This window comes from Paracoccus lichenicola (assembly GCF_009708075.1).
In the GTDB taxonomy this organism is placed as follows: Bacteria; Pseudomonadota; Alphaproteobacteria; order Rhodobacterales; family Rhodobacteraceae; genus Paracoccus; species Paracoccus lichenicola.
Map to the genome: position 1 here is coordinate 1 of NZ_WMBT01000001.1, position 24,071 is coordinate 24,071.

A 24,071-nucleotide genomic window follows, 5' to 3' on the forward strand; every position below is an offset into this window, starting at 1 on the left:
CGTTGGCCGCCCGCATCACGCGGATCGCAATCTCGCCACGGTTCGCAATCAGGATCTTCTGAAACATCGCGCGGTCCCCTTTCGACTTTGCGCGGCAGACTAGCAATGCCGCAGCGCAGCGCAAGCGCCACCATGCACCCGTTGCCACAAAAGGTTTACGCAGGGTCGTGTTCGCCTGATGTTCCCATTCTGCGGTTGCTTTTTGGCCCGTTCTCCCTATGTGATGCCCTTGGTCGGCCAGGGACATGTCATGGAACAGAAGTTCATCGAGGTGCGCGGCGCGCGCGAGCATAACCTGAAGGGCGTGGACATGGACATCCCGCGCGACAAGCTGGTGGTCATCACCGGTCTGTCGGGTTCGGGCAAATCCTCGCTGGCCTTCGACACGATCTATGCCGAAGGGCAGCGGCGTTACGTCGAAAGCCTGTCGGCCTATGCGCGCCAGTTCCTGGACATGATGGGCAAGCCCGACGTGGACCACATCACCGGCCTGTCCCCCGCCATCAGCATCGAGCAAAAGACGACCAGCAAGAACCCCCGGTCAACCGTCGGCACGGTCACGGAAATCTACGACTACCTGCGGCTGCTGTTCGCCCGCGCGGGCACGCCATACAGCCCCGCCACCGGCCTGCCGATCGAGGCGCAGCAGGTCCAGGACATGGTGGACCGGATCATGGAGATGCCCGAGGGCACGCGCGCCTATCTGCTGGCCCCCATCGTCCGCGACCGCAAGGGGGAATACCGCAAGGAATTCCTGGAGCTTCGCAAGCAGGGTTTCCAGCGTGTCAAGGTGAACGGCCAGTTCCACGAACTGGACGAGCCGCCGACCCTGGACAAGAAGTTCCGCCACGACATCGACGTGGTGGTGGACCGCATCGTCGTGCGCGAAGGGCTGGAAACGCGCCTGGCCGATTCGCTGCGCACGGCGCTGGATCTGGCCGACGGCATCGCCATCGTGGAAACCGCCGCCGATGAACCGGAACGCACCACCTTCAGCGAGAACTTCGCCTGCCCGGTCAGCGGCTTCACCATCCCGGAAATCGAGCCGCGGCTGTTTTCCTTCAACGCCCCCTATGGCGCCTGCCCGGTTTGCGATGGCCTGGGTGCGGAACTGTTCTTTGACGAACGGCTTGTCGTGCCCGATGCCGCGCTGTCGGTGGAAAAGGGTGCCATCGCCCCCTGGGCCAAGTCGAAATCCGCCTATCTGACGCAGACGGTCAACGCGCTGGCCAAGCATTACGGATTCGACAAGAAGACCCCTTGGAAGAACCTGCCCGAGGACGTGCAGCGCATGTTCCTGCACGGTTCGGGAGCCGAGGAGATCGTGTTCCGTTTCGACGACGCGGGCCGTGTTTACAACGTCAGCCGCGTGTTCGAGGGCGTGATCCCCAACATGGAACGCCGGATGCGCGAATCCGACAGCGCGTGGGTGCGCGAGGAGTTCGAGCGGTATCAGAACAACCGCCCCTGCGGCGCCTGCCACGGCTATCGCCTCAAGGACGAGGCCCTGGCGGTCAAGATCGCCGGCAACCACATCGGCCAGGTCGTGGAACTGTCGATCAAGGAGGCGCTGGCCTGGATCCAGGCCGCGCCGCAGCACCTGAGCAAGCAGAAGAACGAGATCGCCCACGCCATCCTCAAGGAAATCCGCGAACGGCTGGGCTTTCTGGTGAACGTGGGCCTGGACTACCTGACGCTGAGCCGCGCGGCGGGCACGCTGTCGGGCGGCGAAAGCCAGCGGATTCGCCTTGCAAGCCAGATCGGGTCAGGCCTGACCGGCGTTCTGTACGTGCTGGACGAACCCTCGATCGGCCTGCATCAGCGCGACAACGACCGCCTGCTGGACACATTGAAGGGCCTGCGCGATCAGGGCAACTCGGTCATCGTGGTGGAACATGACGAGGACGCGATCCGCCATGCCGATTACGTCTTCGACATGGGTCCGGGCGCGGGCGTGCATGGCGGCACCGTGGTCAGCCAGGGCACGCCCGACGAGATCGCCGCCGATCCGGCCAGCCTGACGGGCCAGTACCTGTCGGGCGCGCGAGAGATCGCGTTCAGCGACGAACGCCGCACCGGCAACGGCAAGGTCGTGACGGTGGTCAAGGCCACCGGCAACAACCTCAAGGACGTGACGGCGGAATTCCCGCTGGGCAAGTTCGTCTGCGTCACCGGGGTCTCGGGCGGCGGCAAGTCCACGCTGACGATTGAAACCCTGTTCAAGACCGCCAGCCTGCGCCTGAACGGCGCGCGCCAGACCCCCGCGCCGTGCGAGACGATCAAGGGGCTGGAGCATCTGGACAAGGTGATCGACATCGACCAGCGGCCCATCGGCCGCACGCCCCGGTCGAACCCCGCGACCTATACCGGCGCCTATACCCCCATCCGCGACTGGTATGCGGGCCTGCCCGAATCCAAGGCGCGCGGCTACAAGCCCGGCCGGTTCAGCTTCAACGTCAAGGGCGGACGCTGCGAGGCCTGCCAGGGCGACGGCGTCATCAAGATCGAGATGCACTTCCTGCCCGATGTCTACGTCACCTGCGAGACCTGCAAGGGCAAGCGATACAACCGCGAGACGCTGGAGGTGCAGTTCAAGGGCAAGTCCATCGCCGACGTGCTGGACATGACGGTCGAGGACGCGCAGGGCTTCTTTTCCGCCGTGCCCGCCATCCGCAACAAGATGGACGCGCTGATGGAGGTGGGCCTTGGCTACGTCAAGGTCGGCCAGCAGGCCACCACCCTCTCGGGCGGCGAGGCGCAGCGGGTCAAGCTTGCCAAGGAACTGTCCCGCCAGTCCACCGGCAAGACGCTGTACATCCTGGACGAACCTACCACAGGCCTGCATTTCGAGGACGTGCGCAAGCTGCTGGAGGTGCTGCACCGGCTGGTCGATCAGGGCAACACGGTGGTGGTGATCGAACACAACCTGGATGTCATCAAGACCGCCGACTGGATCATCGACATCGGTCCCGAGGGCGGCGACGGCGGCGGGCGCATCGTGGCCGTTGGCACGCCCGAGGACGTGGCGAAGATCCCCGACAGCCACACCGGGCGCTATCTGGCGCCAATGCTGCGGCCCGCGCGGGTCCGCGCGGCGGAATAGGTCAGTCCGGCACGACCCGCTGCACCATGCAGCCCGAGGCGTCGGGGCCATGATCCTGCGCCTCGGGCGGCAGCTCGAACCCGGCGCAAAGGCGCAGCGTGTCGGGCGCGACCTGCTCGATGCGATACGGGGCGCCCGTGAAGGGATCGGCCAGCCGGGGCGTCATCGGACAGGCCTCGGTCGGGGTAGGATCGGTGCCCACCCGGCCCGCCTGCTGCGCCTTGCAGGCCAGCAGCGACTGGATCTCGGACAGGTCGCGCTGGCGCGCCTGGTCGCGCCGTTCCGCCCGGCCCTGCGCAGGTCCGCCGGTCGCGATGATCCCCGCGGCCAGCACCGCCAGCGACAGCGCGGCCAGCGCCCGGACGAACCAGCGCCTAGCCATCCAGATCCTCGCGGTAACAGGCCGCGACCAGCAGGCCCATGACGGCCACCAAGGCGCATTTCGCGGCCAGGCGCGGCGTCAGGTCGCCCGACAGGAAGGCATGAACGACCGACACGGCATCGCCCAGCAGCACCAGCGCGGCGGCAAGGATCGTGACCGAGGCGAAGACCCGGCGCGCCTGCGACCGGCGGCGTTGTTCGCCCCGCCCCAGGCGGCGGGCCATGCGGTGGTCCAGCACCACGAACAGCGGCAGGACGGCCAGGATGGCGGCGATGGAAAACCGCATGGACCACCGGTCCGGCAGGGCGCTGTCCGCGCCATCGGGGATGGCCCCGTCGATCAGCTGGAAACCAAGCCGCAGGACATGGAAGCACAGCAGCACCAGGGCGATCATCAGCAGCGCATACAGCATCGCCTCGCGCGCCGAGACATAGGGCCGGGGACGCGGCACCGGCGGCAGATCGCCCCCGCCCTGCCAGGCGGCCATCGCGCCGTCAATTTCTGGCGCGGTCCAGCCGGCCCCTTGCAGGGCCTCGCGGATGCGCGGCCCGTCGTGCCCGCCGGCCAGGGCGTCACGCACGAATTGTGAAAGCGGCTCGCCAGCGGCCACGGCCTTCCCCCCACTGCTGGCGGCCAGGTTCGCGCGGTTCGGCAAGGCCTGTCAACGGGCCGGAAAATTTCCGCCTGCCAGATGATTTTTCCTCTTGCACCCCCCGGCGCAGTCCCATAAATCACCGCTCACCGAAGGCGAGACGAAGCGCCGACGGAACGGATGCGGGCGTAGCTCAGGGGTAGAGCATAACCTTGCCAAGGTTAGGGTCGTGAGTTCGAATCTCATCGCCCGCTCCAAAACGAAAAGGCCGGACCTTCGGGTTCGGCTTTTTTGTTTTGTCCATACAAAAAGGTTCGACCAGAGGTTGCAGAATCTGCAAGGGCGTTTATGGTCGCCCGCAAAGGCTCTGGCCTGATCACCGTTGAAACGAAAACACGAACACTATCAGGCCAGAGCTTAAGCGGGCGTCCCGGAAACCCATTACCCAAGGCACAAGACGGCACGGCTGTCCCGCTTTCCAGCGTGCCGTTAACCAACCGGGATAAGCCAGCATCCCCGATTGGCTTTACACTGTCAAGTTGAGCGATGATCACGATGCCGATGCGCGGAGATCTGCCCAGACTGTTGATCGAAGCCGGACTGGCCCTTCTGGACGAGGAAGGCGCCGAGGGGCTGACGCTGCGCCGGGTCGCCGCCCGCGCAGGCGTATCCCATGCCGCGCCTGCCCATCACTTCAACGGACTGCCCGGCCTGCGCACGGCCATCGCCACCGAGGGGTTCTGCAGCTTTCTGCATGAACTGGTCAGCGCCCGTGATGCCCTGCCGCCGGATGCCGATCCGTTCCAGGGCCTGCTGGCGGTGAACCAGGCCTATATCCGCTTTTCCTGGCGCAGGCCGGCCTTGTTCCGGCTGATGTTCGACCAGCTGCCGACCGAGAACGACGACCTGCGCCTGGCGGCACGCGCCGTTTATGCCATCCTTCAGGACCACTGGACGCCCTTCGTGGGGAACCGCCCGCCCGCGGCCTTTGAAACGGCGATCTGGGCGCTGACCCATGGTTTCGCCGCGCTGAACATGGACCGGCCCTATCCCCCCGACACGCCCGTCAACCTGTCCTCCTACGAGGATGCCTTGCGCCTGCTGGTCGGCTGACCGGCGGCGCAGGGCGCGGGCTTAGCCGTCCACGCGGATCCGCGCGTTCTGCGGATCATAGGGGCTGTCCTCGGTCACTTCGGCGTCCCAGAATTCGCGGAACATGCGGACCTTGACCTTGGTCCCCGGCGCCGCCAGATCGGGGCGGACATAGCCCATGCCGATCTGCTTGCCGAACGCTGCCGAATACCCGCCCGAGGTCAGGCGCCCGACCTTTTCCCCGTCCAGGAAGATCCCCTCGCGGCCCCAGGGATCGGCGTCCCCCGGGCCGTCGATCAGCAGCGTGATGCACAGCGACCGGATGCCCTTGGCCTGCATCGCGGCCTTGCCGCGGAAGTCCTTGGACAGATCGACGAAGCGGTCCAGTCCCGCCTCCAGCGGGGTCGCGTCGCGGCCCAGTTCCGTGCCGAAGGCGCGATAGGATTTTTCCTGCCGCAGCCAGTTTTGCGCCCGCGCGCCCACCAGCTTTAGCCCCAACGGCTCGCCCGCCTCGATCAGGCGGTCGAACAGGTGGTTCTGCATCTCGATCGGATGGTGCAGTTCCCAGCCTAGCTCGCCCGTATAGGCCACGCGGATGGCGTTGACCGGCACCATGCCTAGTTCGATCCGCTTGGCCGACAGCCAGGGGAACCGCTTGTTGGACAGCGCGGTTTCGGGCTGCGCGTCGCGGATGAGTTTGGCCAGGATGTCGCGCGAGGCCGGACCCGCCAGGGCGAAGACACCCCATTGCGTGGTCACGTCCTGGATGCTGACGTAATCCCCGCCCGCCGCCATGAAATCCTCGGCCGACTTCACCAGGTGGTCGCCGTCATAGGCCGCCCATGCTCCGGCGGAGACCAGGTAATAGTCGTTCTCGGCCAGCCGGACGATGGTGTATTCGGTCCGCGTGGTGCCCGCATCGGTCAGCGCATAGGTCAGGTTGATGCGGCCCACCTTGGGCAGCTTGTTGGTGGTCAGCCAATCCAGGAAGGCCGTCGCGCCCGGCCCCTTGACGCTGTGCTTGGCGAACGCCGTCGCGTCGATCAGGCCCGCCGCATTGCGGACAGCCTCGGCCTCGGCCTTGGCGTATTGCCACCAGCCGCCCCGGCGGAAGCTGCGGGACGCGTGGTCGTCGAAGCCCTCGGGACCGTAGTAGTTCGGCCGTTCCCAGCCGTTCACCTGCCCGAACTGCGCGCCCCGCGCCTTTTGCCGGTCATAGGCGGGCGAGGTGCGCAGCGGGCGGCAGGCTTCGCGTTCCTCATCGGGGTGGTGCAGGATGAAGACGTGCTCATACGCCTCTTCGTTCTTGCGGGCGGCATATTCCGTGGTCATCCAGCCGCCGAAACGGCGCGGGTCCAGGGACGCCATGTCGATCTCGGCCTCGCCATTGACCATCATCTGCGTCAGGTAATGGCCCACGCCGCCCGCCGCGGTGATGCCGAACGAAAAGCCCTCGGCCAGCCACATGTTGCGCAGGCCCGGCGCAGGGCCGACCAGCGGGTTGCCGTCGGGGGTATAGCAGATCGGGCCGTTGTAGTCGTCCTTCAGCCCCACCGTTTCGGATGTCGGGATCCGGTGGATCATGGACATGTATTCCTCCTCGATCCGTTCCAGATCCAGCGGGAACAGGTCGGCGCGGAAGGATTCGGGCACGTCATAGAGGAACCGCGCCGGGGCGTTGCGTTCGTATGGCCCCAGGATCCAGCCGCCGCGCTCCTCTCGCACATACCATTTCGCGTCGGCATCGCGCAGGACCGGGTGTTCGGGGTTGCCCGCCGCGCGCCATTGCACCAGGGCGGGGTCGGGTTCGGTGACGATGTACTGGTGTTCCACCGGGATCGCGGGGATCCTGATGCCCAGCAGGCGCGCGGTGCGCTGCGCGTGGTTGCCGGTGGCGGTCACGACATGCTCGGCCCGGATCTCGAAGACCTCGCCCGATCCGACCAGGTTGCCGCCCTTTTCCACCAGCTTCTCGCAGGTCACGATCCATTCGGACCCGGTCCAGGCATAGCCGTTCACCTGGATCTTGCGCTCGATGGTGGCGCCCGCCATCCGCGCGCCCTTGGCCATGGCCTGCGTCACGTCGGCGGGGTTGATGTAGCCGTCGGTCGGGTGGAACAGCGCGCCCTTCAGATCCTCGGTGCGGACCAGGGGCCAGCGGTCCCTGATCTGCTGCGGGGTAAGGAACTGATGCTCGATCCCCACGGTCTCGGCAGTGGCGGAATACAGCATGTATTCGTCCATCCGGTCCTGCGTCTGCGCCATCCGCAGGTTGCCGCAGCGGGTGAAGCCCGCGTTCAGCCCGGTCTGCGCCTCCAGGTCCGCATACAGCTTGACCGAATAGTCGTGGATATGGGTCGTCGCGTAGTTCATGTTGAACAGCGGCAGCAGGCCCGCCGCGTGCCAGGTGGATCCCGCCGTCAGCTCGTCACGCTCGACCAGCATGGTGTCCCACCCCGCACGCGCCAGGTGGAGCGCGATGCCGCAGCCGACCGCGCCGCCCCCGACGACAAGAACCTTCACATGCGACTTCATCCGCGCGACTCCTTGGGTATGTTGTTGCCCGTTACTGCCACGGCCTGTGCCAGCCGGTTCGTTAGGCCCGACCTATAATGGCCAAAAACGACATGCTGCAACGCAGCACTTGTGCGAATCCGTGACGGTCCGCTAGGGTCTGCGCCACCAAGGGGGGACGGAATGCAGATTTGCCGCGACAAGGGGGCGATGCGCGATTGGCGCAGCCCAGGGGGACGTGTGGCCCTGGTGCCGACCATGGGCGCGCTGCATGACGGGCACCTGTCGCTGGTGGCCCATGCGCGCCGCTGGCTGGACACGCAGGGTGGCGGCCGGGTGGTCACGTCGATCTTCGTGAACCCCACGCAGTTCGGCCCGAACGAGGATCTGGCGACCTATCCCCGGGACGAGGAAAACGACATCGCCCTGCTGGAACAGGCGGGCTGCGACGCGGTGTTCCTGCCCACGGTCGCCGACATCTACCGCCCCGGCGCGCAGACGGTGGTCGAGGTCACGGATCTATCCCGGATGCTGATGGGCCGGCTGCGCCCCGGCCATTTCCGGGGCGTGGCGACGGTGGTGACGAAGCTGTTCAACATCGTCCGCCCCGACGCCGCGGCATTCGGCGAAAAGGATTACCAGCAGCTTGCCGTGATCCGGCAGATGGTCGCGGACCTGGACATGCCGGTCGAAATCCTGCCCGTGCCCACCGTGCGCGAAGCCGACGGCCTTGCCATGTCGTCACGCAACCGCCGCCTGTCGCCCGGCGAACGCGCCGCAGCCCCCGTCCTGAACCGCGCCCTGGATCAGGCCCAGCGGATGGTGGCCGAGGGCGCGGGCCTCTCCGCCACCCGCGCCGCGCTGCGCCGGATCATCGGGGCGGAACCCTTGGCCGACATCCGATCCATCGACATCCGCGATGCCGCCACCCTGTCGCGCATCGCCATGATCCAAGCCCCCGTGGTGATCCTGCTGGCCGTCCGCTTCGGCGACGTGCTGCTGATCGACCAGCGGGTCGCCCATCCGAAAGGCGCCCCCGATGTCCGTTGAAACCCGCGTCAAGCGCGTGACCGCCCTGCAGATCGCGGAACGCAAGGGCGGCACGCCCATCGTCGCGCTGACCGCCTATACCGCGCCGCTGGCGGCCCTGGTGGATGCCCATGCCGACCTGATCCTGGTCGGCGACAGCCTGGGCATGGTGATCCACGGCCTGCCCTCGACCATCGGCGTGACGGTGGAGATGATGATCCTGCACGGCCAGGCGGTGGTGCGGGGCAGCGGGCGGGCCATGGTGGTCGTGGACATGCCCTTCGGCAGCTACGAGGAAAGCCCGGAACAAGCCTTCCGCAACGCCGCCCGGGTCATGGGGGAAACCGGTTGCGGGGCCGTCAAGCTGGAGGGCGGCAGCCGCATGGCCCCCACGATCCGCTTCCTGACCGAACGCGGCATCCCGGTCATGGGCCATGTCGGCCTGACGCCGCAGACCACGCACACCATGGGCGGGTTCAAGACCCAAGGGCGCGATGCCGAAAGCTGGCCCCGCCATGTGCAGGATGCCGTGGATGTCGCGGGGGCGGGCGCCTTTGCCATCGTGGTCGAGGGCGTGGTCGAACCCCTGGCCGACCGCATCACCGAAACCGTGGCGGTTCCCACCATCGGCATCGGCGCCTCCGCCCGCTGCGACGGGCAGATCCTGGTCTTGGACGACATGCTGGGCCTGACCGGCCGCGTGCCGCGCTTCGTGCGCCGCTTCGCGGATCTGGGGGCGCAGGCTGATAGGGCGATTGCCGATTACGCCGCCGCCGTGCGCGAACGGCGCTTTCCCGGCGAGGACAACGTGTATCGCTGACCGCTCAGCCCCCCTGATGAAAGTCCGCCGTCCGCGCCAGGCGGGACAGCAGCAGCGGCACCAGCAGCAGCAGCGACAGGCCCGCGTAGATGACGGAAAAGCTGGTCCGTTCGGCCAGGAAGCCGATGGTGCCCGGGGCCAGCAGGATCCCGGAATAGCCCATGGTGGTGACGACCGACAGCCCCACGCCATGCGCCAGGCCCGGCACGTTGCCCGCCGCCGAAAAGGCGATGGGCACCATGTTCGCGATGCCGATGCCCGCCAGGGCAAAGCCCGCGATTGCGGTCAGGGGCGAGGGCGCCAGCGCCGCCAGCGCCAGGCCCGCCATGGCGATCCCCGTGCTGGCCCGCAGCGTCCTGACCGCGCCGAACCGGCCCCGGATCCCGTCCCCCAGGAAGCGCATGACCGCCATCGTTCCCGCGCAGGCGGCAAAGCCCCACCCCGCCAGCGCCAGGGACGCGCCCATCTCCCGCTGCAGATAGACCGCTGCCCAGTCGAGGATCGCGCCCTCGGGGATCATCGAGGCCAGCGCCATGACGCCGATCAGATAAGGCAGCGGCGTGCGCGGCAGGCGCAGGGGTTCATGCCGGTGGTCGGCGGACGGCTTGTCCCGCAGCAGCAGGGGAAAGGCCAGCACCAGGATCCCCGCGACGATCAGCGTCACGATGACGGCATGGGTCAGTTCGCCCAGGGCCTGGATCGCCACGCCCCCTGCCCCCGCGCCCGCCAGGCCGCCCAGGGACCAGAACCCGTGGCAGGACGACATGATCGCGCGGCGCCGGGCGCGCTCGACCGCCACGGCATTGGCGTTCATGGCCACGTCCATGGCCCCGATCAGCCCGCCAAAGGCCAGCACGGCGGCGGCCGCCCACCAGGGACCGGGGGCGAGCGAAATCCAGATCAGGCTGGGCGTGGCCAGCATCGCCGCCAGCCGGACCGCATGGGCCGACCCGCGCCGCGCGACCAGGGCGCCAAAGACTGGCATCATGCAGATCGACCCGACCCCGAGCGCCAGCACGATCAGGCCCGCGACCTGCTCGGTGATGCCGAGCCGCGCCATCAGGGCGGGCAGCTTGGGCGCCCAGCTTCCCACCAGCAGCCCGTTGCAGAAGAACAGCGCCGACACCGCCCACCGCGCCTTGATCCCGACGAGACCCGTCCTGGCCATGATCCACCCTTGCAGAAGGTCCTGGGGCTTCGCCCCCGTTACAACATGCTGGGCACGACCAGATCGGGCGGGCGGTGGCCGTCGGCAAAGGTCTTGATGTTGATGATGACCTTCTCGCCCATCTCGGCACGGCCCTCGATCGTGGCGCTGCCCATGTGGGGCAGCAGGACCACGTTCGGCAGTTCGCGCAGGCGGGGGTTGATCTCGTGCCCATGCTCGAACACGTCCAGGCCCGCGCCCGCGATTTCCCTTGCGCGCAGCATCCGGGTCAGGGCGTTCTCGTCAATCACCTCGCCGCGCGAGGTGTTGACGACCACTGCCGTGGGCTTCAGCAGCTTCAGCCGCCGCGCGTTCAGCAGGTGGAAGGTCGAGGGCGTATGCGGCGCGTTCACGCTGATGATGTCCATCCGCGCCAGCATCTGGTCCAGGCTTTCCCAATAGGTCGCCTGCAGTTCCTGCTCGATCTCGGGGCGCAGGCGGCGGCGGTTGTGGTAATGGACCTGCATCCCGAAGGCATTGGCCCGCCGCGCCACCGCCTGCCCGATGCGGCCCATCCCCAGGATCCCCAGCCGGCGCCCGCCGACGCGCCCGCCCAGATGCGCAGTCGGCGCCCATCCGGCCCAGCGGCCGGCCTGCATCTCGGCCATGCCCTCGGGGATGCGGCGCACCACGCCCAGGATCAGCGCCATGACCATGTCGGCCGTGTCCTCGGTCACGACGCCGGGGGTGTTCGTGACCAGCACGCCGCGCTGGCGGGCGGACTGGACGTCGATGTGATCCACGCCCGCGCCGTAATTGGCGATCAGCTTCAACCGCTCGCCCGCTTGGGCCAGCATGGCGGCGTCGATATGGTCGGTCACGGTGGGCACCAGCACATCCGCCCCGCGCATCGCCGCCGCCAGATCGTCGCGCGACATCTTGGCGTCTTCCTCGCGCAGGACCACGTCGAACAGTTCCTTCATGCGCGTCTCGACCGCCTCGGGCAGGCGGCGCGTCACGACGACGCGCAGTTTCTGGCGCGAGGGCTGCGGGCTGTGCATGAGGGCCTCACTTTCTCGATGTCATGTCGGGGCGGCCTTTCAAAGTGCCGCCGGTTTTGGCAAACTGCCCGCGATATGGGGCGCGCACAAGACCTCATCGGGGCGGCTTGCGCGGTCCCGGCAAAGGGCAGAAGGGGCCGCCGGAACGGCGGTCGGCAGGAACGGACGGGTTTATGAGAATAAGGACGCTTTTGGGGGCCGGGGCATTGGCCGTGGCTGCATCGGTGGGTCCGGCGCTGGCCCAGGCGGACGCCGTGCCGCAATCGGCCGATGCGCGGATCGTGCGCGTCCAGGACGAAGGCGGCGCGACGCGCGGTCCCGTCACCAACCTGCCCGTCCCCCGCTATGTCAGCCTGAAGGGGTCCGAGGGCAACGCGCGGCGTGGTCCCAGCCTGTCGCACCGCATCGACTGGGTGTTCCGCCACGCCGGGATGCCCCTGCGCGTGGTGGCCGAATTCGGCCACTGGCGCCGGGTCGAGGACAAGGACGGCGCGGGCGGCTGGATCCATTACGCGCTGCTGTCAGGCGTGCGTACCGCGCTTGTGACGCAGGACATGGTGGAACTGCGCAGCCGCCCGCACCCGGACGCCGACATCGTGGCGCGGGCCGAGATGGGGGCCATCGTGCGGCTTGGCGAATGCGAGCCGGACTGGTGCCGCATTTCCGGCGGAGGGCAGCGGGGATGGGTGCCCAAGACCGCCATCTGGGGCGTGGACGCGGACGAGGTGCGGGACTAGGCCAACCCCCGCCCCCGCAGCAGCGCATCGACCCCCGGCATCCGGTCGCGAAACGCCAGCCACAGCTGGTCCGCCGGGGCCGAGCCGCCCTTGGACAGGATCGTTTCCTCCAGCCTCCGCGCGGTGGCCGGGTCGAAGATGTCGCCGGTCTCCTGGAAGGCGGCGAAGGCGTCGGCGTCCATCACCTCGGACCACATGTAGCTGTAATAGCCGCTGGCATAGCTGTCGCCGCTGAACACATGGCTGAAATGCGGCGTCGCGTGGCGCATGGGGATTGCGGCAGGCGCGTCCAGCCCCGCCAACACCCGCGCCTGCCGGGCCATGGGATCGGCGGGCGGATCGCCTTGGTGAAATGCCAGATCGACCAGCGCGCTTTCCAGATATTCGGTCGTGGAAAACCCCGCATCGGCCTTGCCCGCTGCCAGCAGCCGGTCGCGCAGATCGGCGGGCAACGGCTCGCCCGTCCGGTGGTGCCGCGCATGGGCGTCCAGCACGGCGGGCTGTTCCAGCCAGTGTTCGTAAAGCTGGGAGGGCAGCTCCACGAAATCCTGCGCCACTGCCGTTCCGGAGATCGATGGCCAGGTCACGTCCGACAGGATGTGATGCGTGGCATGGCCGAATTCGTGGAACAGCGTGCGCGCATCGTCCCAGGACAGGAAGGCGGGCGCGTTCGGGCCTTCGGGCGGGGTGAAGTTGCAGACGTTCACCACGATGGGCCGCTGCCCCGCGCCGATCTTGTGCTGGACCTGAAGCGACGAACACCAGGCCCCCGACCGTTTCGAGGGCCGCGCGAAGTAATCGCCCACGAAGACCGCCATCAGCCGCCCGTCCCGCGTGATCCGCCAGGCCCGCGCATCGGGCGACCACAGGGGGGCGTCGAAGGGCTGGAACTCCAGCCGGAACAGGCGGTGGGCCACGTCCATCATGGCCGCCAGCATCGCGTCCAGCGTCAGATAGGGCTTCACCTGGTCGGCATCGAAGTCATGGTCCCGCCGCCGCAGCCGCGCCGCGTAAAGCCGCCAGTCCCAAGGTTCCAGCGCGCCGTTCACGCCATCCTCTCGCGCGAGGGCGGTCAGCCTGGCCTCGTCGCTGGCCGCACGCTTGCGGGCCGGTTCCCAGACCTGACCCAGCAGGTCCGCCACGCGGTCGGCCGTGCCCGCCATCTCGGGTTCCAGCTTGAAGGCGGCGAAATCGGCGTATCCCAGCAGCCGAGCGCGTTCATGGCGCAGCGCCAGGATCTCGGCCACCAGGGGCAGGTTGTCGGTGGCCTCGCCCCCCGCGCCCTGCCCCGTTCCCCGCGCGGTCCAGGCGCGGAACGCGACCTCTCGCAGCGCGCGGTCGCCGGCATGTTCCAGAAAGGGCACGATCAGCGACCGGGACAGGGTGACGACCTGCCCGTCCATCCCCCGCGCCGCCGCAGCCGCGCGCATGGACCGGACCAGCCAGTCGGGCAGCCCCGCCAGCCGGTCGTCGGGGACGGGCAGGACGTAATCGCGTTCGTCGGCCAGCACGTTCTGGGAAAACCGCGTGGTCAGCACCGCCATGCGGGCGCGGATCTCGGCCATGCGCTCGCGCGCCGCGCCGTCCAGTCCCGCGCCGGACCGCGTCAGCCCGCGCAGGGCCAGTTCGGTGATGCGGCGATCCTCGGGCGGCAGGCTGTCCGCCGTGGCGGCGACCGCCTTGACGCGGGCGAACAGGCGCGGGTCCATTCCGGTCTTGCTGTTGTAAGCCGCCAGCCGGGGGGCGAAGTCGCGTTGAAGCGCCTCTCGCGCCGGGTTCGAATCGGCGTTGGCCAAGGTGTAGAAGATCGACAGCAGGCGGTTCAGCCCGTCCTCGGCCAGTTCCATCGCGGCGACGGTGTTGGCGAAGGTGGGCGCGTCGGGATTGGCAGCGATGGCCTCCATCGCGGCCTCGGCTGCGGCCAGTTCGCGGTCGAAGGCGGGGGTGAAGTCCGCGTCCGCGATCCGGTCGAAGCGGGGCAGCCCCTCGGGTCCGGTCCATCGGGTCAGGTCAGGGTTCATGGCGGGCCTCCAGTCTGGAATGGAACCTATTTCAGCTTAATCCCAAGCGCCAGCACTCGAAAAACTGAAAACCTTAGACATGTGATGGCCCGCGACATGCCTCATGCGTATCTTATGCGAAAGACGCCAGGGGTTAAACGTGTCACGACCGCATATATCAAGTTCCATCGAAGAACTGGAGAAGATGTTCAGCCGGTATATGGACAATATGTCCAAGTTGGAAGAACTCGCGGCTGAACTTCAGCACCGTGGAACGGCACGGGCACAGAGGCTCGGGGGGCGGGTGACGACGCGACTTGCGGCTCTAAAGGGGCCTGGGGCGCAGAAAGATGATACCGGAAGACTCCGGGGTGAGCTTGCGAAGTCCCTCCAGGAAATAGACCGGCTGCGCAGCGAAAATAGAGCGCTTGCTGCCGCACTTTCCGCAGCAAAGGCCCGCGAAGCTGGTCCAAGCCCGGCGCAAGAAGGCAGGATCCCACAGATGCTTACGGCAATAAAGGCCCTGAAGAAGGCGGTTCAGAAATCCTATCATCCAGATCGATGCACCAGCATGACAAGCTCGGAGGCAAATACACGCTTTGTCAATATCATGAACATTTTTGAAACGATCGAAAAACTTCGTTTCTGACAAGGGAACAGCGTTTCCCGCAGGATGCAACCTGATTTCCCTCGCAGCTAACAGTCCTGCGTCAATTGGAAACTCGACTGCCCGATCCACACACCGGGCAATCCGGGCGCCGCGCCGTGCCGATCATGCGGCTTTCGCCGTGAAGCCCGTCGAAGATCAGCATCCGCCCGCGAAGGCCCTGCCCCGCGCCGGTCAGTTGCTTGATCGCCTCCAGCGCCATCAGGCTGCCGACGACGCCGGGCAAGGGGCCGATCACGCCCGCCTCGGCGCAAGGGGGGGCGAGGCCCGGCGCGGGGGCCGTGGGGAACAGGCAGGCCAGGCACGGCCCGCCGTGCGCGGGGTCATACAGCGTGACCTGCCCTTCCCATTGCGCGATGGCCCCCGCGATCAGCGGCACGCGAGCGGCGACGCAGGCGCGGTTGATCGCGTCCCGCGCGGCAAAGCTGTCGGTGCCGTCCAGGACCAAGTCGTGCTGGGCGATCAGGTCGGCATCGGCCCCGGTGATGCGGCGCGGCAGGGGCGTCACCGCGACCTGCGGGTTCAGCGCGCGCATCGCGCCCGCCGCGGCCTGGGCCTTGCCCTCGCCCCGCTGGTCGCTGCGAAAGATCACCTGGCGTTGCAGGTTTGACAAGCCGACCGTATCGGCGTCGGCCAGCGTGATCCGCCCTACCCCTGCCGCCGCCAGATACAGGCAGACCGGCGCGCCCAGGCCGCCCGCACCCACCACCAGCACCCGCGCCTCACGCAGGCGCATCTGGCCGGGACCGCCGATTTCGCGCAGCACCAGGTGGCGGGCATAGCGGTCCAGTTCCGCGTCCGACATGCCGGGATCGGCGGCAGGGGGCACCGGCGCAGGCGCCGCCCGCGCGCGCAGCCGCCCAAGGCCCGCGCGATAGCCCATGACCACGCCCGCCAACCCGCCCGCGACCAGCCAGCCGCGCGCCGATCCGCCGAACGCCGTCCCCACCCCCGCCAGATGGGCCAGTTCGATCACCGCCCAGACCGCGACAAGCGCGGCCACCAGCCACCGGCGCGGCAGGCCAAAGACCCATCCCGCCGCCGCGACCCCGACCAGCAGCCAGAACCCCAGCACCGCTCAGGCCCCGGTCGAGCCGAAGCCGCCTGCCGCCCGCGCGGTGGCCCGGCTGAAGCCGTCAACCACGGTAAAGGTGGGCCGCAGGACGGGGACGAAGATCATCTGCGCGATCCGTTCGCCCGGCTGGACGGTGACCGGCGGCGATCCGGCGGGGTTGCGGTTCCAGGTGCTGATGAGGATCTCGCCCGTGTAATCGGGGTCAATCAACCCGGTCGAATTGCCCAGCACCAGGCCGCGCTTGTGCCCCTGACCCGACCGGGGCAGGATCAGGCCCGCGCAGGAGAAATCGTCGAAGGACAGCGCGATCCCGGCGCTGATCAGCACTGCCGGGGCTTGCGGGGCGATGTCCAGGGGCGCGTCGATGCAGGCGAACAGATCGACCGCCGCCGACCCCGCCGTCTGGTAATCGGGGATCCCCCAGTCGCGGATCCGCGGGTCCAGTATCCTGACTTCCATGCCTGCCGCCCTTGCTGTTCTTGCTCAAGGCTTAGCGCAGGCGGATCAGACCTGCCAGCACGGCTTGCGCTTGTCGAAGAAGGCGGCGATGCCCTCGGGGGCCTCGGTCCCTTCCCAGGCGGCGACCCGGCGGTCGATGCTGTCGGCGATCACGGCCTGGTCCATGCTGACATGGCCGCGCATTGGAATGCCGTCCGCCCATGGCGGCCAGCCGTTCCAGGCTTTCGGCAATCGTGGCGTTCAGGGTGGCGCGGCTGAAGCCCTTGGACGCGTTGGCGAAGATCGCGAACCTGCGCGGCGTTTCCCATCTGCGGCACCCAGTTCGAGGAAACGAAGCTGCTGACTTCGATCTCACGTATCGGGAAGCTCGTAGAAGTCGCGGTCGTAAAGCTGCGGCTCGCCTTCCTGCGGCAAGGCGCGGCGGAAGGCAGGGCGCGCGGTGCAGCGGTCGGCATAGGCTTGCAGCGCGGGCGGCAGGCGGACGAAGCGGCCCGCGATCCAGACCGACCAGCCGACCGAGCAGTCCACGCCGGAAAAGCCGCTGGCCATCAGCCAGTCCTGCCGCTCGACCGTCTGTTCGACCAGCCGCAGGGTGCGGGCCAGCCGCGCGGTTTCCAGCTTCATCACCGTGGCCGAGCGCGTGGCCGGGTCGCGCAACATCAGGTGGCTTTGCGTCAGGTTGGCAATGTGCTGGCCGATGGTTTCGGCGAAATGCAGCCAGTCGAGCCAGCCGAGCCGCCCCTCCTCGCCCGGCGCGCGCCACAGGTGGGGACCGCGCGTTTCGCACAGGTATTCGACCATCGCGCCGGATTCGTGGATGACGTTGCCGTTGATCTGCAAGGCGGGCGCGCGGCCGACCGGGTGGATGGCCGCGTATTCGGCGGCGCGCATGTCCTTGCCGCGCAGGTCCATCACGCGCAGGCTGAAGGGCAGGTCCAGTTCATTGAGCAGCCACAGGATGCGCATGGAGCGCGACAGGGGGACGTGCCACAGGATGATCTCGCCCGTGTCGTCCTTGACGGGGCCGCCCTGGGCGGGCGGGGCTGCGTCGGTGGGGGTGGGTTCAGGCATCCTCCTCCTCCAGCCGGATCAGGGGGGCGCCGGCCTCGACCTGTTGGCCCGCCGCTGCCAGAACCTCGGCCACCACGCCGTCGCGGGCGGCGGTCAGGCCGTGTTCCATCTTCATCGCCTCCAGCACGGCCAGGCGGTCGCCCGCCTTCACGGCCTGCCCGGCGGCGACATGGACCGATTTCACCAGTCCCGGCATGGGCGACAGCGTCAGCGCCGCCCCTGCCCCGGCATCGGCCTGCCGGTCCAGCGGATCGAGCGGCGCCAGATGCAGGCTGCCCGCGCCGAAGACGCTGACGCCGCCGTCATGCGCGGTGATGCGGTGGCGGCTCAGCGCGCCGTCCACCCACCAGCGGTCGCCCTGCCAGCGGACATCAAGTGGCTGGCCGTCCAGCGTCACGCAGGCCGCGCCGGGGCCGAGAACCTCCAGCACGGCCTGGCCCCCCTGCCAGGCGATGGTGCGGCGCAGCGGCTGCCACAGGGTCATGCCGCCCTTGACGCTGGGATCGGCCAGACCCGCCAGGCCGATCACCGCCAGCGCGCGGGCGGCGGGTTGGGGTTCGGATGCCGCGACAAGGGCGTCCAGGTCGCGCGCGATCAGGCCGGTATCGACCTGGCCCGCGCGAAAGCCCCCATGCCGGGTCAAGGCGATCAGGAAGTCGATGTTGGTGACGGTGCCTGCGACCTCGGTATCGACCAGGGCGGCTTCCAGCTTGCCAAGCGCCATGGCGCGGGTCTTGCCCCAGGTGATGACCTTGGCGATCATCGGATCATACCAGGGGCTGATCGTATCGCCCTGCCGCACGCCGGTCTCGTTGCGGGCCGTGTCGGCAAATCGCAGATGCGCCAGGCGGCCCGTGGCGGGCAGGAAGCCTGCGGGCACGTCCTCGGCGTAAAGGCGGGCCTCGAAGGCGTGGCCGTGGATCGTCAGATCCTCCTGCCGCGCGGGCAAGGGTTCGCCACTGGCGACGCGCAACTGCCATTCGACCAGATCGACGCCGGTGATCGCCTCGGTCACGGGGTGTTCGACCTGCAAGCGGGTGTTCATCTCCATGAACCAGAAGCCGTCGGGGCGCAGGCCCCCGCTGGCGTCCACGATGAATTCGATGGTGCCCGCGCCCGCATAGCCAATGGCCTCGGCGGCGCGGACCGCCGCATTGCCCATGGCCTGGCGCATCTCGGGCGTCATGCCGGGGGCCGGGGCTTCCTCGATCACCTTCTGATGGCGGCGTTGCAGGGAACAATCACGTTCGAACAGGTGGACCGCGCGGGTGCCGTCGCCGAAGACCTGGACCTCGATATGGCGGGGCCGCTGGATGTATTTCTCGATCAGCACGGCGGGGTTGCCGAAGGCGGTCGCGGCCTCGCCTTGCGCCGATTGCAGGGCGCTCGCGAAGTCCTGCGGGCGTTCGACAAGGCGCATCCCCTTGCCACCGCCGCCCGCAACGGCCTTGATGAGGACCGGATAGCCGATCCGGCCCGCCTGTTCCTCCAGATGCGCGGGATCCTGGTTTTCGCCGTGATAGCCGGGGACCACGGGCACGCCCGCCTGCGACATCAGCGCCTTGGCGGCGTCCTTCAGCCCCATGGCGCGGATCGCGCTGGCGGACGGTCCGATGAAGACCAGGCCAGCCGCCGTCACGGCTTCCACGAAATCGGGGTTTTCGGACAGGAAGCCATAGCCCGGATGGATCGCCTGCGCGCCGGTGTCCAGCGCGGCCCGGATGATCGCGTCGCCGCGCAGGTAGCTGTCCTTGGGCGCGGGGCCGCCGATGTGGACCGCCTCGTCCGCCAGCGCGACATGGCGGGCAGCGCGGTCGGCGTCGGAAAAGACCGCCACCGTGCGCACGCCCAGCCTGCGGGCGGTGTCGATGACGCGGCAGGCGATCTCGCCCCGGTTGGCGATCAGGATTTTCTGGAACATGGCGGCACCTGCCTGTGGCGGGAAAGAGAAAGGGTTTCACGCGCCCCAGCCTGCCGCATGGCGGCAGGCGTTCGTCGCTGAAAAAGGTCCACTGGACCTTTTTCCGGGCGCGCCTCACCCCCCGCGGGATATTTATGCAAAGGTGAAAGAGACATCCGTTCTACATCCTGAACACGCCGAAGCGTGTGGGTTCGATGGGCGCGTTGAGGCAGGCGCGCAGGGACAGCGACAGCACGTCGCGGGTCTTGCGCGGGTCGATGATGCCGTCGTCCCACAGCCGCGCCGAGGCGTAGAGGGGGTGGGACTGGCAGTCGAACATCTCGATGGTGGGGCGCTTGAATTCGGCCTCGTCTTCCGCCGACCAGGTGCCGCCTGTGCGTTCGATGCCTTCGCGGCGGACGGTGGCCAGCACCCCTGCCGCCTGTTCGCCGCCCATGACGCTGATGCGCGAGTTGGGCCAGGTCCACAGGAAGCGGGGCGAGTAGGCGCGGCCCGCCATGCCGTAGTTGCCCGCGCCGAAGCTGCCGCCCACCAGCACCGTGATCTTGGGGACGTTCGTGGTGGCGACCGCCGTCACCATCTTGGCGCCGTGGCGGGCGATGCCCTCGTTCTCGTATTTGCGGCCGACCATGAAGCCGGTGATGTTTTGCAGGAAGACCAGCGGAATGGACCGCTGGCTGCACAGTTCGATGAAATGCGCGCCTTTCTGCGCGGCTTCGGAGAACAGCACGCCGTTGTTGGCGACGATGCCGACCGGGCAGCCCTCGACATGGGCGAAGCCCGTGACCAGCGTCTCGCCGAAGCGGGCCTTGAATTCGTCGAAGCGGCTGGCGTCCACGACGCGGGCGATCACCTCGCGGATGTCGTAGGGGGTGCGCAGGTCGGCGGGGACGACGCCCAGGATCTCCTCGGGGTCGAAGGCCGGGGGTTCGGGGGTTTGCCAGGCCACCGTGTCGGGCATCCGGCGGTTCAGGTGGCCTAGGGCGCGCCGCGCCATGGCGAGCGCATGGGCGTCATCCTCGGCCAGATAGTCGGCCACGCCGGACAGGCGGGTGTGAACATCGCCGCCGCCCAGATCCTCGGCGGTGACGACCTCGCCCGTGGCGGCGCGGACGAGGGGGGGACCGGCCAGGAAGATCGTGCCCTGGCCCCGCACGATGATCGTCACGTCGGACATGGCGGGGACATAGGCGCCACCTGCCGTGCAGCTTCCCATCACCACGGCGATCTGCGGGATGCCCTTGGCGCTCATCTGCGCCTGGTTGTAGAAGATGCGGCCGAAATGGTCGCGGTCGGGGAAGACCTCGTCCTGGTTGGGCAGGTTCGCGCCGCCCGAATCGACCAGATAGACGCAGGGCAGGTGGCACTGTTCGGCGATTTCCTGGGCACGCAGGTGCTTCTTGACCGACATCGGATAATAGGTGCCGCCCTTCACGGTGGCGTCGTTGGCCACGACCATCACGTCCCGGCCATGCACCCGGCCCACGCCCGCGATCACGCCCGCGCCGGGGGCCGCATCGTCATAAAGGCCATGCGCCGCCGTGGCGCCGATTTCCAGGAAGGGCGAACCCGAATCCAGCAGGTTCGCCACCCTTTCGCGCGGGGGCATCTTGCCCCGGCCGGTGTGGCGCTCCATCGCCTTGGCCCCGCCCCCGGCGGCGGCGGCCAGGGCGGCTTCGCGGGCGACCTCCAGCAGCGCCAGATGCGCCTGACGGTTGGCGCGGAAGCCATCCGATGTCGTCAGGGCGGATGATGTCAGCTTCATGGGCAGGCTTTCCCGAACGGGGCGCGGCGCATTGTCGCAGCCGAGCTTTGGTTCACAGCGGTTTGATCCAGATCATGTTTTCGGCCCGGGCACCGGTCCATGCCGCGCCCTGTAACCTTTGAAGGAGTCTTGTGATGAAAACTCTGTGCCTTGCCGCCGCGGCCGTGCTGGCCGTCGTTTCCCCGGTGGCTGCGCAGCAGGCGGGCGACCTGACCGTCGGTCTGGGCATCGCGAACGTGAACCCCAAGTCGGACAACGGCGACCTGGCAGGTGGCACCGTCCCGGTCGAGATCGACGACAACACCCGCCCCCAGATCACCGTCGAATATTTCATCCGCGACAACATCGGGGTCGAATTGCTGGGCGCCCTGCCCTTCAAGCATTCGATCAAGTCGGACGGAACCGAGATCGGCACCGTCAAGCACCTGCCCCCGGTCGTGTCGCTGCAATACCATTTCGACGCCACCCCGCAGTTCAAGCCTTTCGTGGGCGTCGGCGTGAACTTCACCGGCATCTATGATGCGGAATCGAAAGGCCCGCTGTCGGGCACGGACCTGCGCGTGAAGAACAGCTGGGGCCTGGCCGCGCATCTGGGCGCCGATTACTGGATCAACGACCGTTCGGCCATCCGCGCCGACCTGCGTTACATCGACATCGACGCGGACGTGACCCTGAACGGCGCCGACATTGGCGAGGTCGCGATCGACCCGCTGGTCACGGGCGTCAGCTACGTGATGAAGTTCTGAGCCATACGCCCGGCGCATCCTTGACGGGATGCGCCGAAGCCGTGCCGCAGACGGCCTAGTCATCCTGCGGCTCCCACGCGCGCAGGCGCAAGTATTGCTCCGCCGTCAGGTGCAGGCTGCATTCGACGCCAGCCGGACCCGCGCCGGTGCCGCCGCCCCAGCGGCTGCCTTCATAGGAACAGGCCGAGTCGCGAAAGGCGATCCAGTCGCGCTGCATCTGGCGCAGCAGCGGTTCCTGTCTTGCGGCGGCGGATCCCAGGTCCGCCATCTCGGCATCGGCGGCACTCGCGGCCTTCAGCACCCTGGCATAGCTGTCGTTCAGCTTCTTGTCCCAGACATCCAGTTCATTTCCCAGGCACCAGGACATCGCCGCGGTGCTCTGGCCCTCGGGCGAGGCAAGACAGGGACCGGAGGCCGCGCCGACGCAGGCAAGGTAATCCGGCGTTTCGTCCGGCTTGGCCTGCCCGCTGGCGTTTTCCAGGCAGGCGTCGATCAGCCCCCCATCGAAGGGCGGCCGTTCGGGTTCCTGGCCGAAAGCCGGGGTTGCCATCACGGCCAGGATTAGCAAGACGCGCATCACACCACCTCCATCAGTTCGCGCCCGATCAGCATCCGGCGGATTTCGCTGGTGCCCGCGCCGATCTCCATCAGCTTGGCGTCGCGAAACAGGCGGCTGACCGTGCTGTCGTTGAGAAACCCTGCCCCGCCAAGCGCCTGCACCGCCTGGTGGGCCTGCACCATGGCCTGTTCGCTGGCATAGAGCACCGCGCCCGCCGCGTCCTGGCGCGTGACCTTGCCCGCGTCGCAGGCCTTGGCCACCTCATAGACATAGGCACGTGCGGTGTTCAGCGCGACATACATGTCGGCGATCTTGGCCTGCATCAGCTGGAACGACCCGATCGGCTGGCCGAACTGCTTGCGGTCGCGGACATAGGGCATCACTTCGTCCAGGCAGGCGGCCATGATGCCGGTGCCAATGCCCGACAGGACCAGCCGTTCGTAATCTAGCCCCGACATCAGCACGCGGACGCCCCGGCCTTCCTCGCCCAGAACATTCTCGAACGGGATCTCGCAATTCTCGAAGATCAGCTCGCCCGTGTTCGACCCGCGCATCCCCAGCTTGTCGAAATGCGGACTGGTGGAAAACCCCGCCATGCCGCGTTCGACGATGAAGGCGGTGATGCCCCTGGACCCCGCGTCAGGGTCGGTCTTGGCATAGACGACCAGCGTGTGGGCATCGGGCGCATTGGTGATCCAGTATTTGCTGCCGTTCAGGACATAGCGGTCGTTCTTCTTTTCCGCGCGCAGCTTCATCGACACCACGTCGCTGCCCGCGCCTTCCTCGGACATGGCAAGCGCGCCCACGGCCTTGCCGCTGCACAGGTCGGGCAGATACCTGCGGCGCTGTTCGTCGGTGCCGTTCAGCTTGATCTGGTTCACGCACAGGTTGGAATGCGCGCCATAGGACAGGCTGACGCTGGCGCTGGCCCGTGCGATTTCCTCGACAGCCACGACATGGGCCAGATAGCCCATGCCCGCGCCGCCGAATTCCTCGGGGACGGTGATGCCCAAAAGGCCCAGATCGCCCATTTCCGTCCACAGCTCGTTCGGAAAGGCGTTGGTGCGGTCCACGGCGGCGGCGATGGGCTTGACGCGGTCCTGCGCCCAGCGATGCACCATGTCGCGCAGGGCGTTCACGTCCTCGCCCCCGTCGAACTCCATCCCCCGCGTGAACATCCGCAAACCCCCTCCCGGTTTATTGAACGATCGTTCATTTCGTATAGGCCACCTTTCCGGCGGCGGTCAAGCGCCAGCCTGCGACGGAAGGGGGATGCGGTCAACGCCTTGCCGCGCCGCCTGCCGGGGGATTTCTGCCCGCATGACACTTCC

The 24,071-nt window shown here is 67.9% G+C and carries 21 protein-coding genes, 1 tRNA gene and 1 pseudogene; 8 read left to right on the top strand and 15 right to left on the bottom strand.

What is annotated here, in order from left to right:
• The coding region (locus GIY56_RS18300; RefSeq protein WP_196053502.1) for a biotin carboxylase N-terminal domain-containing protein at positions 1-247 on the bottom strand (247 nt) is incomplete at its 3' end.
• 3 nt (positions 248-250) lie between these two features.
• On the opposite strand from GIY56_RS18300, the gene uvrA reads away from it, so the two are divergent.
• A complete protein-coding gene (gene uvrA, locus GIY56_RS00005; RefSeq protein WP_154762777.1) occupies positions 251-3,103 on the top strand; it encodes an excinuclease ABC subunit UvrA in 2,853 nt (950 codons plus the stop codon).
• A 1-nt stretch (position 3,104) separates the two neighbouring features.
• On the opposite strand, the gene GIY56_RS00010 is transcribed toward uvrA, so the two are convergent.
• Positions 3,105-3,485 carry a hypothetical protein gene (locus GIY56_RS00010; protein WP_154762778.1) on the bottom strand — a complete coding sequence of 127 codons (381 nt, stop codon included), beginning with the start codon at positions 3,483-3,485 and terminating at the stop codon, positions 3,105-3,107.
• On the bottom strand, positions 3,478-4,065 hold the full coding sequence (locus GIY56_RS00015) for a DUF5671 domain-containing protein (RefSeq protein ID WP_328288391.1): 588 nt from the start codon (positions 4,063-4,065) through the stop codon (positions 3,478-3,480). The genes GIY56_RS00010 and GIY56_RS00015 overlap by 8 nt, the downstream gene beginning before the upstream one ends.
• 194 nt (positions 4,066-4,259) lie before the next feature.
• Between GIY56_RS00015 and GIY56_RS00020 the strand changes: the two genes are divergently transcribed.
• Together GIY56_RS00020 and GIY56_RS00025 are read left to right on the top strand one after the other, a co-directional pair.
• Positions 4,260-4,334 (top strand) — tRNA-Gly (locus tag GIY56_RS00020).
• 304 nt (positions 4,335-4,638) lie between these two features.
• Positions 4,639-5,190 (top strand): TetR/AcrR family transcriptional regulator, encoded by a 552-nt coding sequence (locus GIY56_RS00025; RefSeq protein WP_196053503.1) that lies wholly within the window; start codon positions 4,639-4,641, stop codon positions 5,188-5,190.
• A 21-nt stretch (positions 5,191-5,211) separates the two neighbouring features.
• Here GIY56_RS00025 and GIY56_RS00030 read toward each other — a convergent pair whose 3' ends face one another.
• Positions 5,212-7,704 (bottom strand): GcvT family protein, encoded by a 2,493-nt coding sequence (locus GIY56_RS00030; RefSeq protein ID WP_154762780.1) that lies wholly within the window; start codon positions 7,702-7,704, stop codon positions 5,212-5,214.
• 162 nt (positions 7,705-7,866) lie between these two features.
• On the opposite strand from GIY56_RS00030, the gene panC reads away from it, so the two are divergent.
• Together panC and panB are read left to right on the top strand one after the other, a co-directional pair.
• Positions 7,867-8,733, top strand: coding sequence for a pantoate--beta-alanine ligase (gene panC / locus GIY56_RS00035; protein WP_154762781.1), 867 nt, complete (start codon positions 7,867-7,869; stop codon positions 8,731-8,733).
• Positions 8,723-9,532 (top strand): 3-methyl-2-oxobutanoate hydroxymethyltransferase, encoded by an 810-nt coding sequence (gene panB, locus GIY56_RS00040; protein ID WP_154762782.1) that lies wholly within the window; start codon positions 8,723-8,725, stop codon positions 9,530-9,532. Before panC ends, panB begins: the two co-directional genes overlap by 11 nt.
• Before the next feature lie 4 nt (positions 9,533-9,536).
• Here panB and GIY56_RS00045 read toward each other — a convergent pair whose 3' ends face one another.
• Together GIY56_RS00045 and GIY56_RS00050 are read right to left on the bottom strand one after the other, a co-directional pair.
• On the bottom strand, positions 9,537-10,700 hold the full coding sequence (locus tag GIY56_RS00045; protein WP_154762783.1) for an MFS transporter: 1,164 nt from the start codon (positions 10,698-10,700) through the stop codon (positions 9,537-9,539).
• 38 nt (positions 10,701-10,738) lie between these two features.
• The gene (locus GIY56_RS00050) at positions 10,739-11,740 is read right to left on the bottom strand and encodes a 2-hydroxyacid dehydrogenase (protein ID WP_154762784.1); all 1,002 of its coding nucleotides are present in this window, start codon (positions 11,738-11,740) and stop codon (positions 10,739-10,741) included.
• Positions 11,741-11,913: 173 nt separating this feature from the next.
• On the opposite strand from GIY56_RS00050, the gene GIY56_RS00055 reads away from it, so the two are divergent.
• Complete coding sequence (locus GIY56_RS00055; protein WP_154762785.1) at positions 11,914-12,477, top strand: SH3 domain-containing protein; 564 nt, start codon at positions 11,914-11,916, stop codon at positions 12,475-12,477.
• On the opposite strand, the gene GIY56_RS00060 is transcribed toward GIY56_RS00055, so the two are convergent.
• Positions 12,474-14,498, bottom strand: coding sequence for a M3 family metallopeptidase (locus GIY56_RS00060; protein WP_154762786.1), 2,025 nt, complete (start codon positions 14,496-14,498; stop codon positions 12,474-12,476). The genes GIY56_RS00055 and GIY56_RS00060 overlap by 4 nt on opposite strands.
• 139 nt (positions 14,499-14,637) lie before the next feature.
• On the opposite strand from GIY56_RS00060, the gene GIY56_RS00065 reads away from it, so the two are divergent.
• Positions 14,638-15,126, top strand: coding sequence for a hypothetical protein (locus GIY56_RS00065; protein ID WP_154762787.1), 489 nt, complete (start codon positions 14,638-14,640; stop codon positions 15,124-15,126).
• A 61-nt stretch (positions 15,127-15,187) separates the two neighbouring features.
• Here the strand turns inward: GIY56_RS00065 and GIY56_RS00070 are convergent, their stop codons facing one another.
• The 6 genes and pseudogenes from GIY56_RS00070 to GIY56_RS00095 all read right to left on the bottom strand — a co-directional run bounded on the left by GIY56_RS00070 (position 15,188) and on the right by GIY56_RS00095 (position 21,435).
• Positions 15,188-16,219, bottom strand: coding sequence for a HesA/MoeB/ThiF family protein (locus tag GIY56_RS00070; RefSeq protein ID WP_328288392.1), 1,032 nt, complete (start codon positions 16,217-16,219; stop codon positions 15,188-15,190).
• A 3-nt stretch (positions 16,220-16,222) separates the two neighbouring features.
• Complete coding sequence (dut, locus tag GIY56_RS00075) at positions 16,223-16,678, bottom strand: dUTP diphosphatase (RefSeq protein WP_154762788.1); 456 nt, start codon at positions 16,676-16,678, stop codon at positions 16,223-16,225.
• A gap of 45 nt (positions 16,679-16,723) precedes the next feature.
• Positions 16,724-16,837: pseudogene (locus GIY56_RS00080) on the bottom strand (enoyl-CoA hydratase); the annotation flags it as partial.
• Between the two features lie 192 nt (positions 16,838-17,029).
• Entirely contained in the window at positions 17,030-17,749 is a 720-nt protein-coding gene (locus GIY56_RS00085; protein ID WP_154762789.1) for a glutathione S-transferase family protein, read from the bottom strand.
• Positions 17,742-19,670, bottom strand: coding sequence for an acetyl-CoA carboxylase biotin carboxylase subunit (locus GIY56_RS00090; protein WP_154762790.1), 1,929 nt, complete (start codon positions 19,668-19,670; stop codon positions 17,742-17,744). Before GIY56_RS00090 ends, GIY56_RS00085 begins: the two co-directional genes overlap by 8 nt.
• A gap of 160 nt (positions 19,671-19,830) precedes the next feature.
• Positions 19,831-21,435: a carboxyl transferase domain-containing protein gene (locus tag GIY56_RS00095; protein WP_154762791.1), complete on the bottom strand. Its 1,605-nt coding sequence runs from the start codon at positions 21,433-21,435 to the stop codon at positions 19,831-19,833.
• Between the two features lie 134 nt (positions 21,436-21,569).
• Between GIY56_RS00095 and GIY56_RS00100 the strand changes: the two genes are divergently transcribed.
• A complete protein-coding gene (locus GIY56_RS00100; protein WP_154762792.1) occupies positions 21,570-22,181 on the top strand; it encodes an OmpW/AlkL family protein in 612 nt (203 codons plus the stop codon).
• A 55-nt stretch (positions 22,182-22,236) separates the two neighbouring features.
• Here GIY56_RS00100 and GIY56_RS00105 read toward each other — a convergent pair whose 3' ends face one another.
• Together GIY56_RS00105 and GIY56_RS00110 are read right to left on the bottom strand one after the other, a co-directional pair.
• The gene (locus GIY56_RS00105; RefSeq protein ID WP_154762793.1) at positions 22,237-22,758 is read right to left on the bottom strand and encodes a lysozyme inhibitor LprI family protein; all 522 of its coding nucleotides are present in this window, start codon (positions 22,756-22,758) and stop codon (positions 22,237-22,239) included.
• Positions 22,758-23,918, bottom strand: a complete 1,161-nt coding sequence (locus GIY56_RS00110) for an isovaleryl-CoA dehydrogenase (RefSeq protein ID WP_154762794.1) — start codon at positions 23,916-23,918, stop codon at positions 22,758-22,760. Before GIY56_RS00110 ends, GIY56_RS00105 begins: the two co-directional genes overlap by 1 nt.
• Positions 23,919-24,071 lie beyond the last annotated feature (153 nt).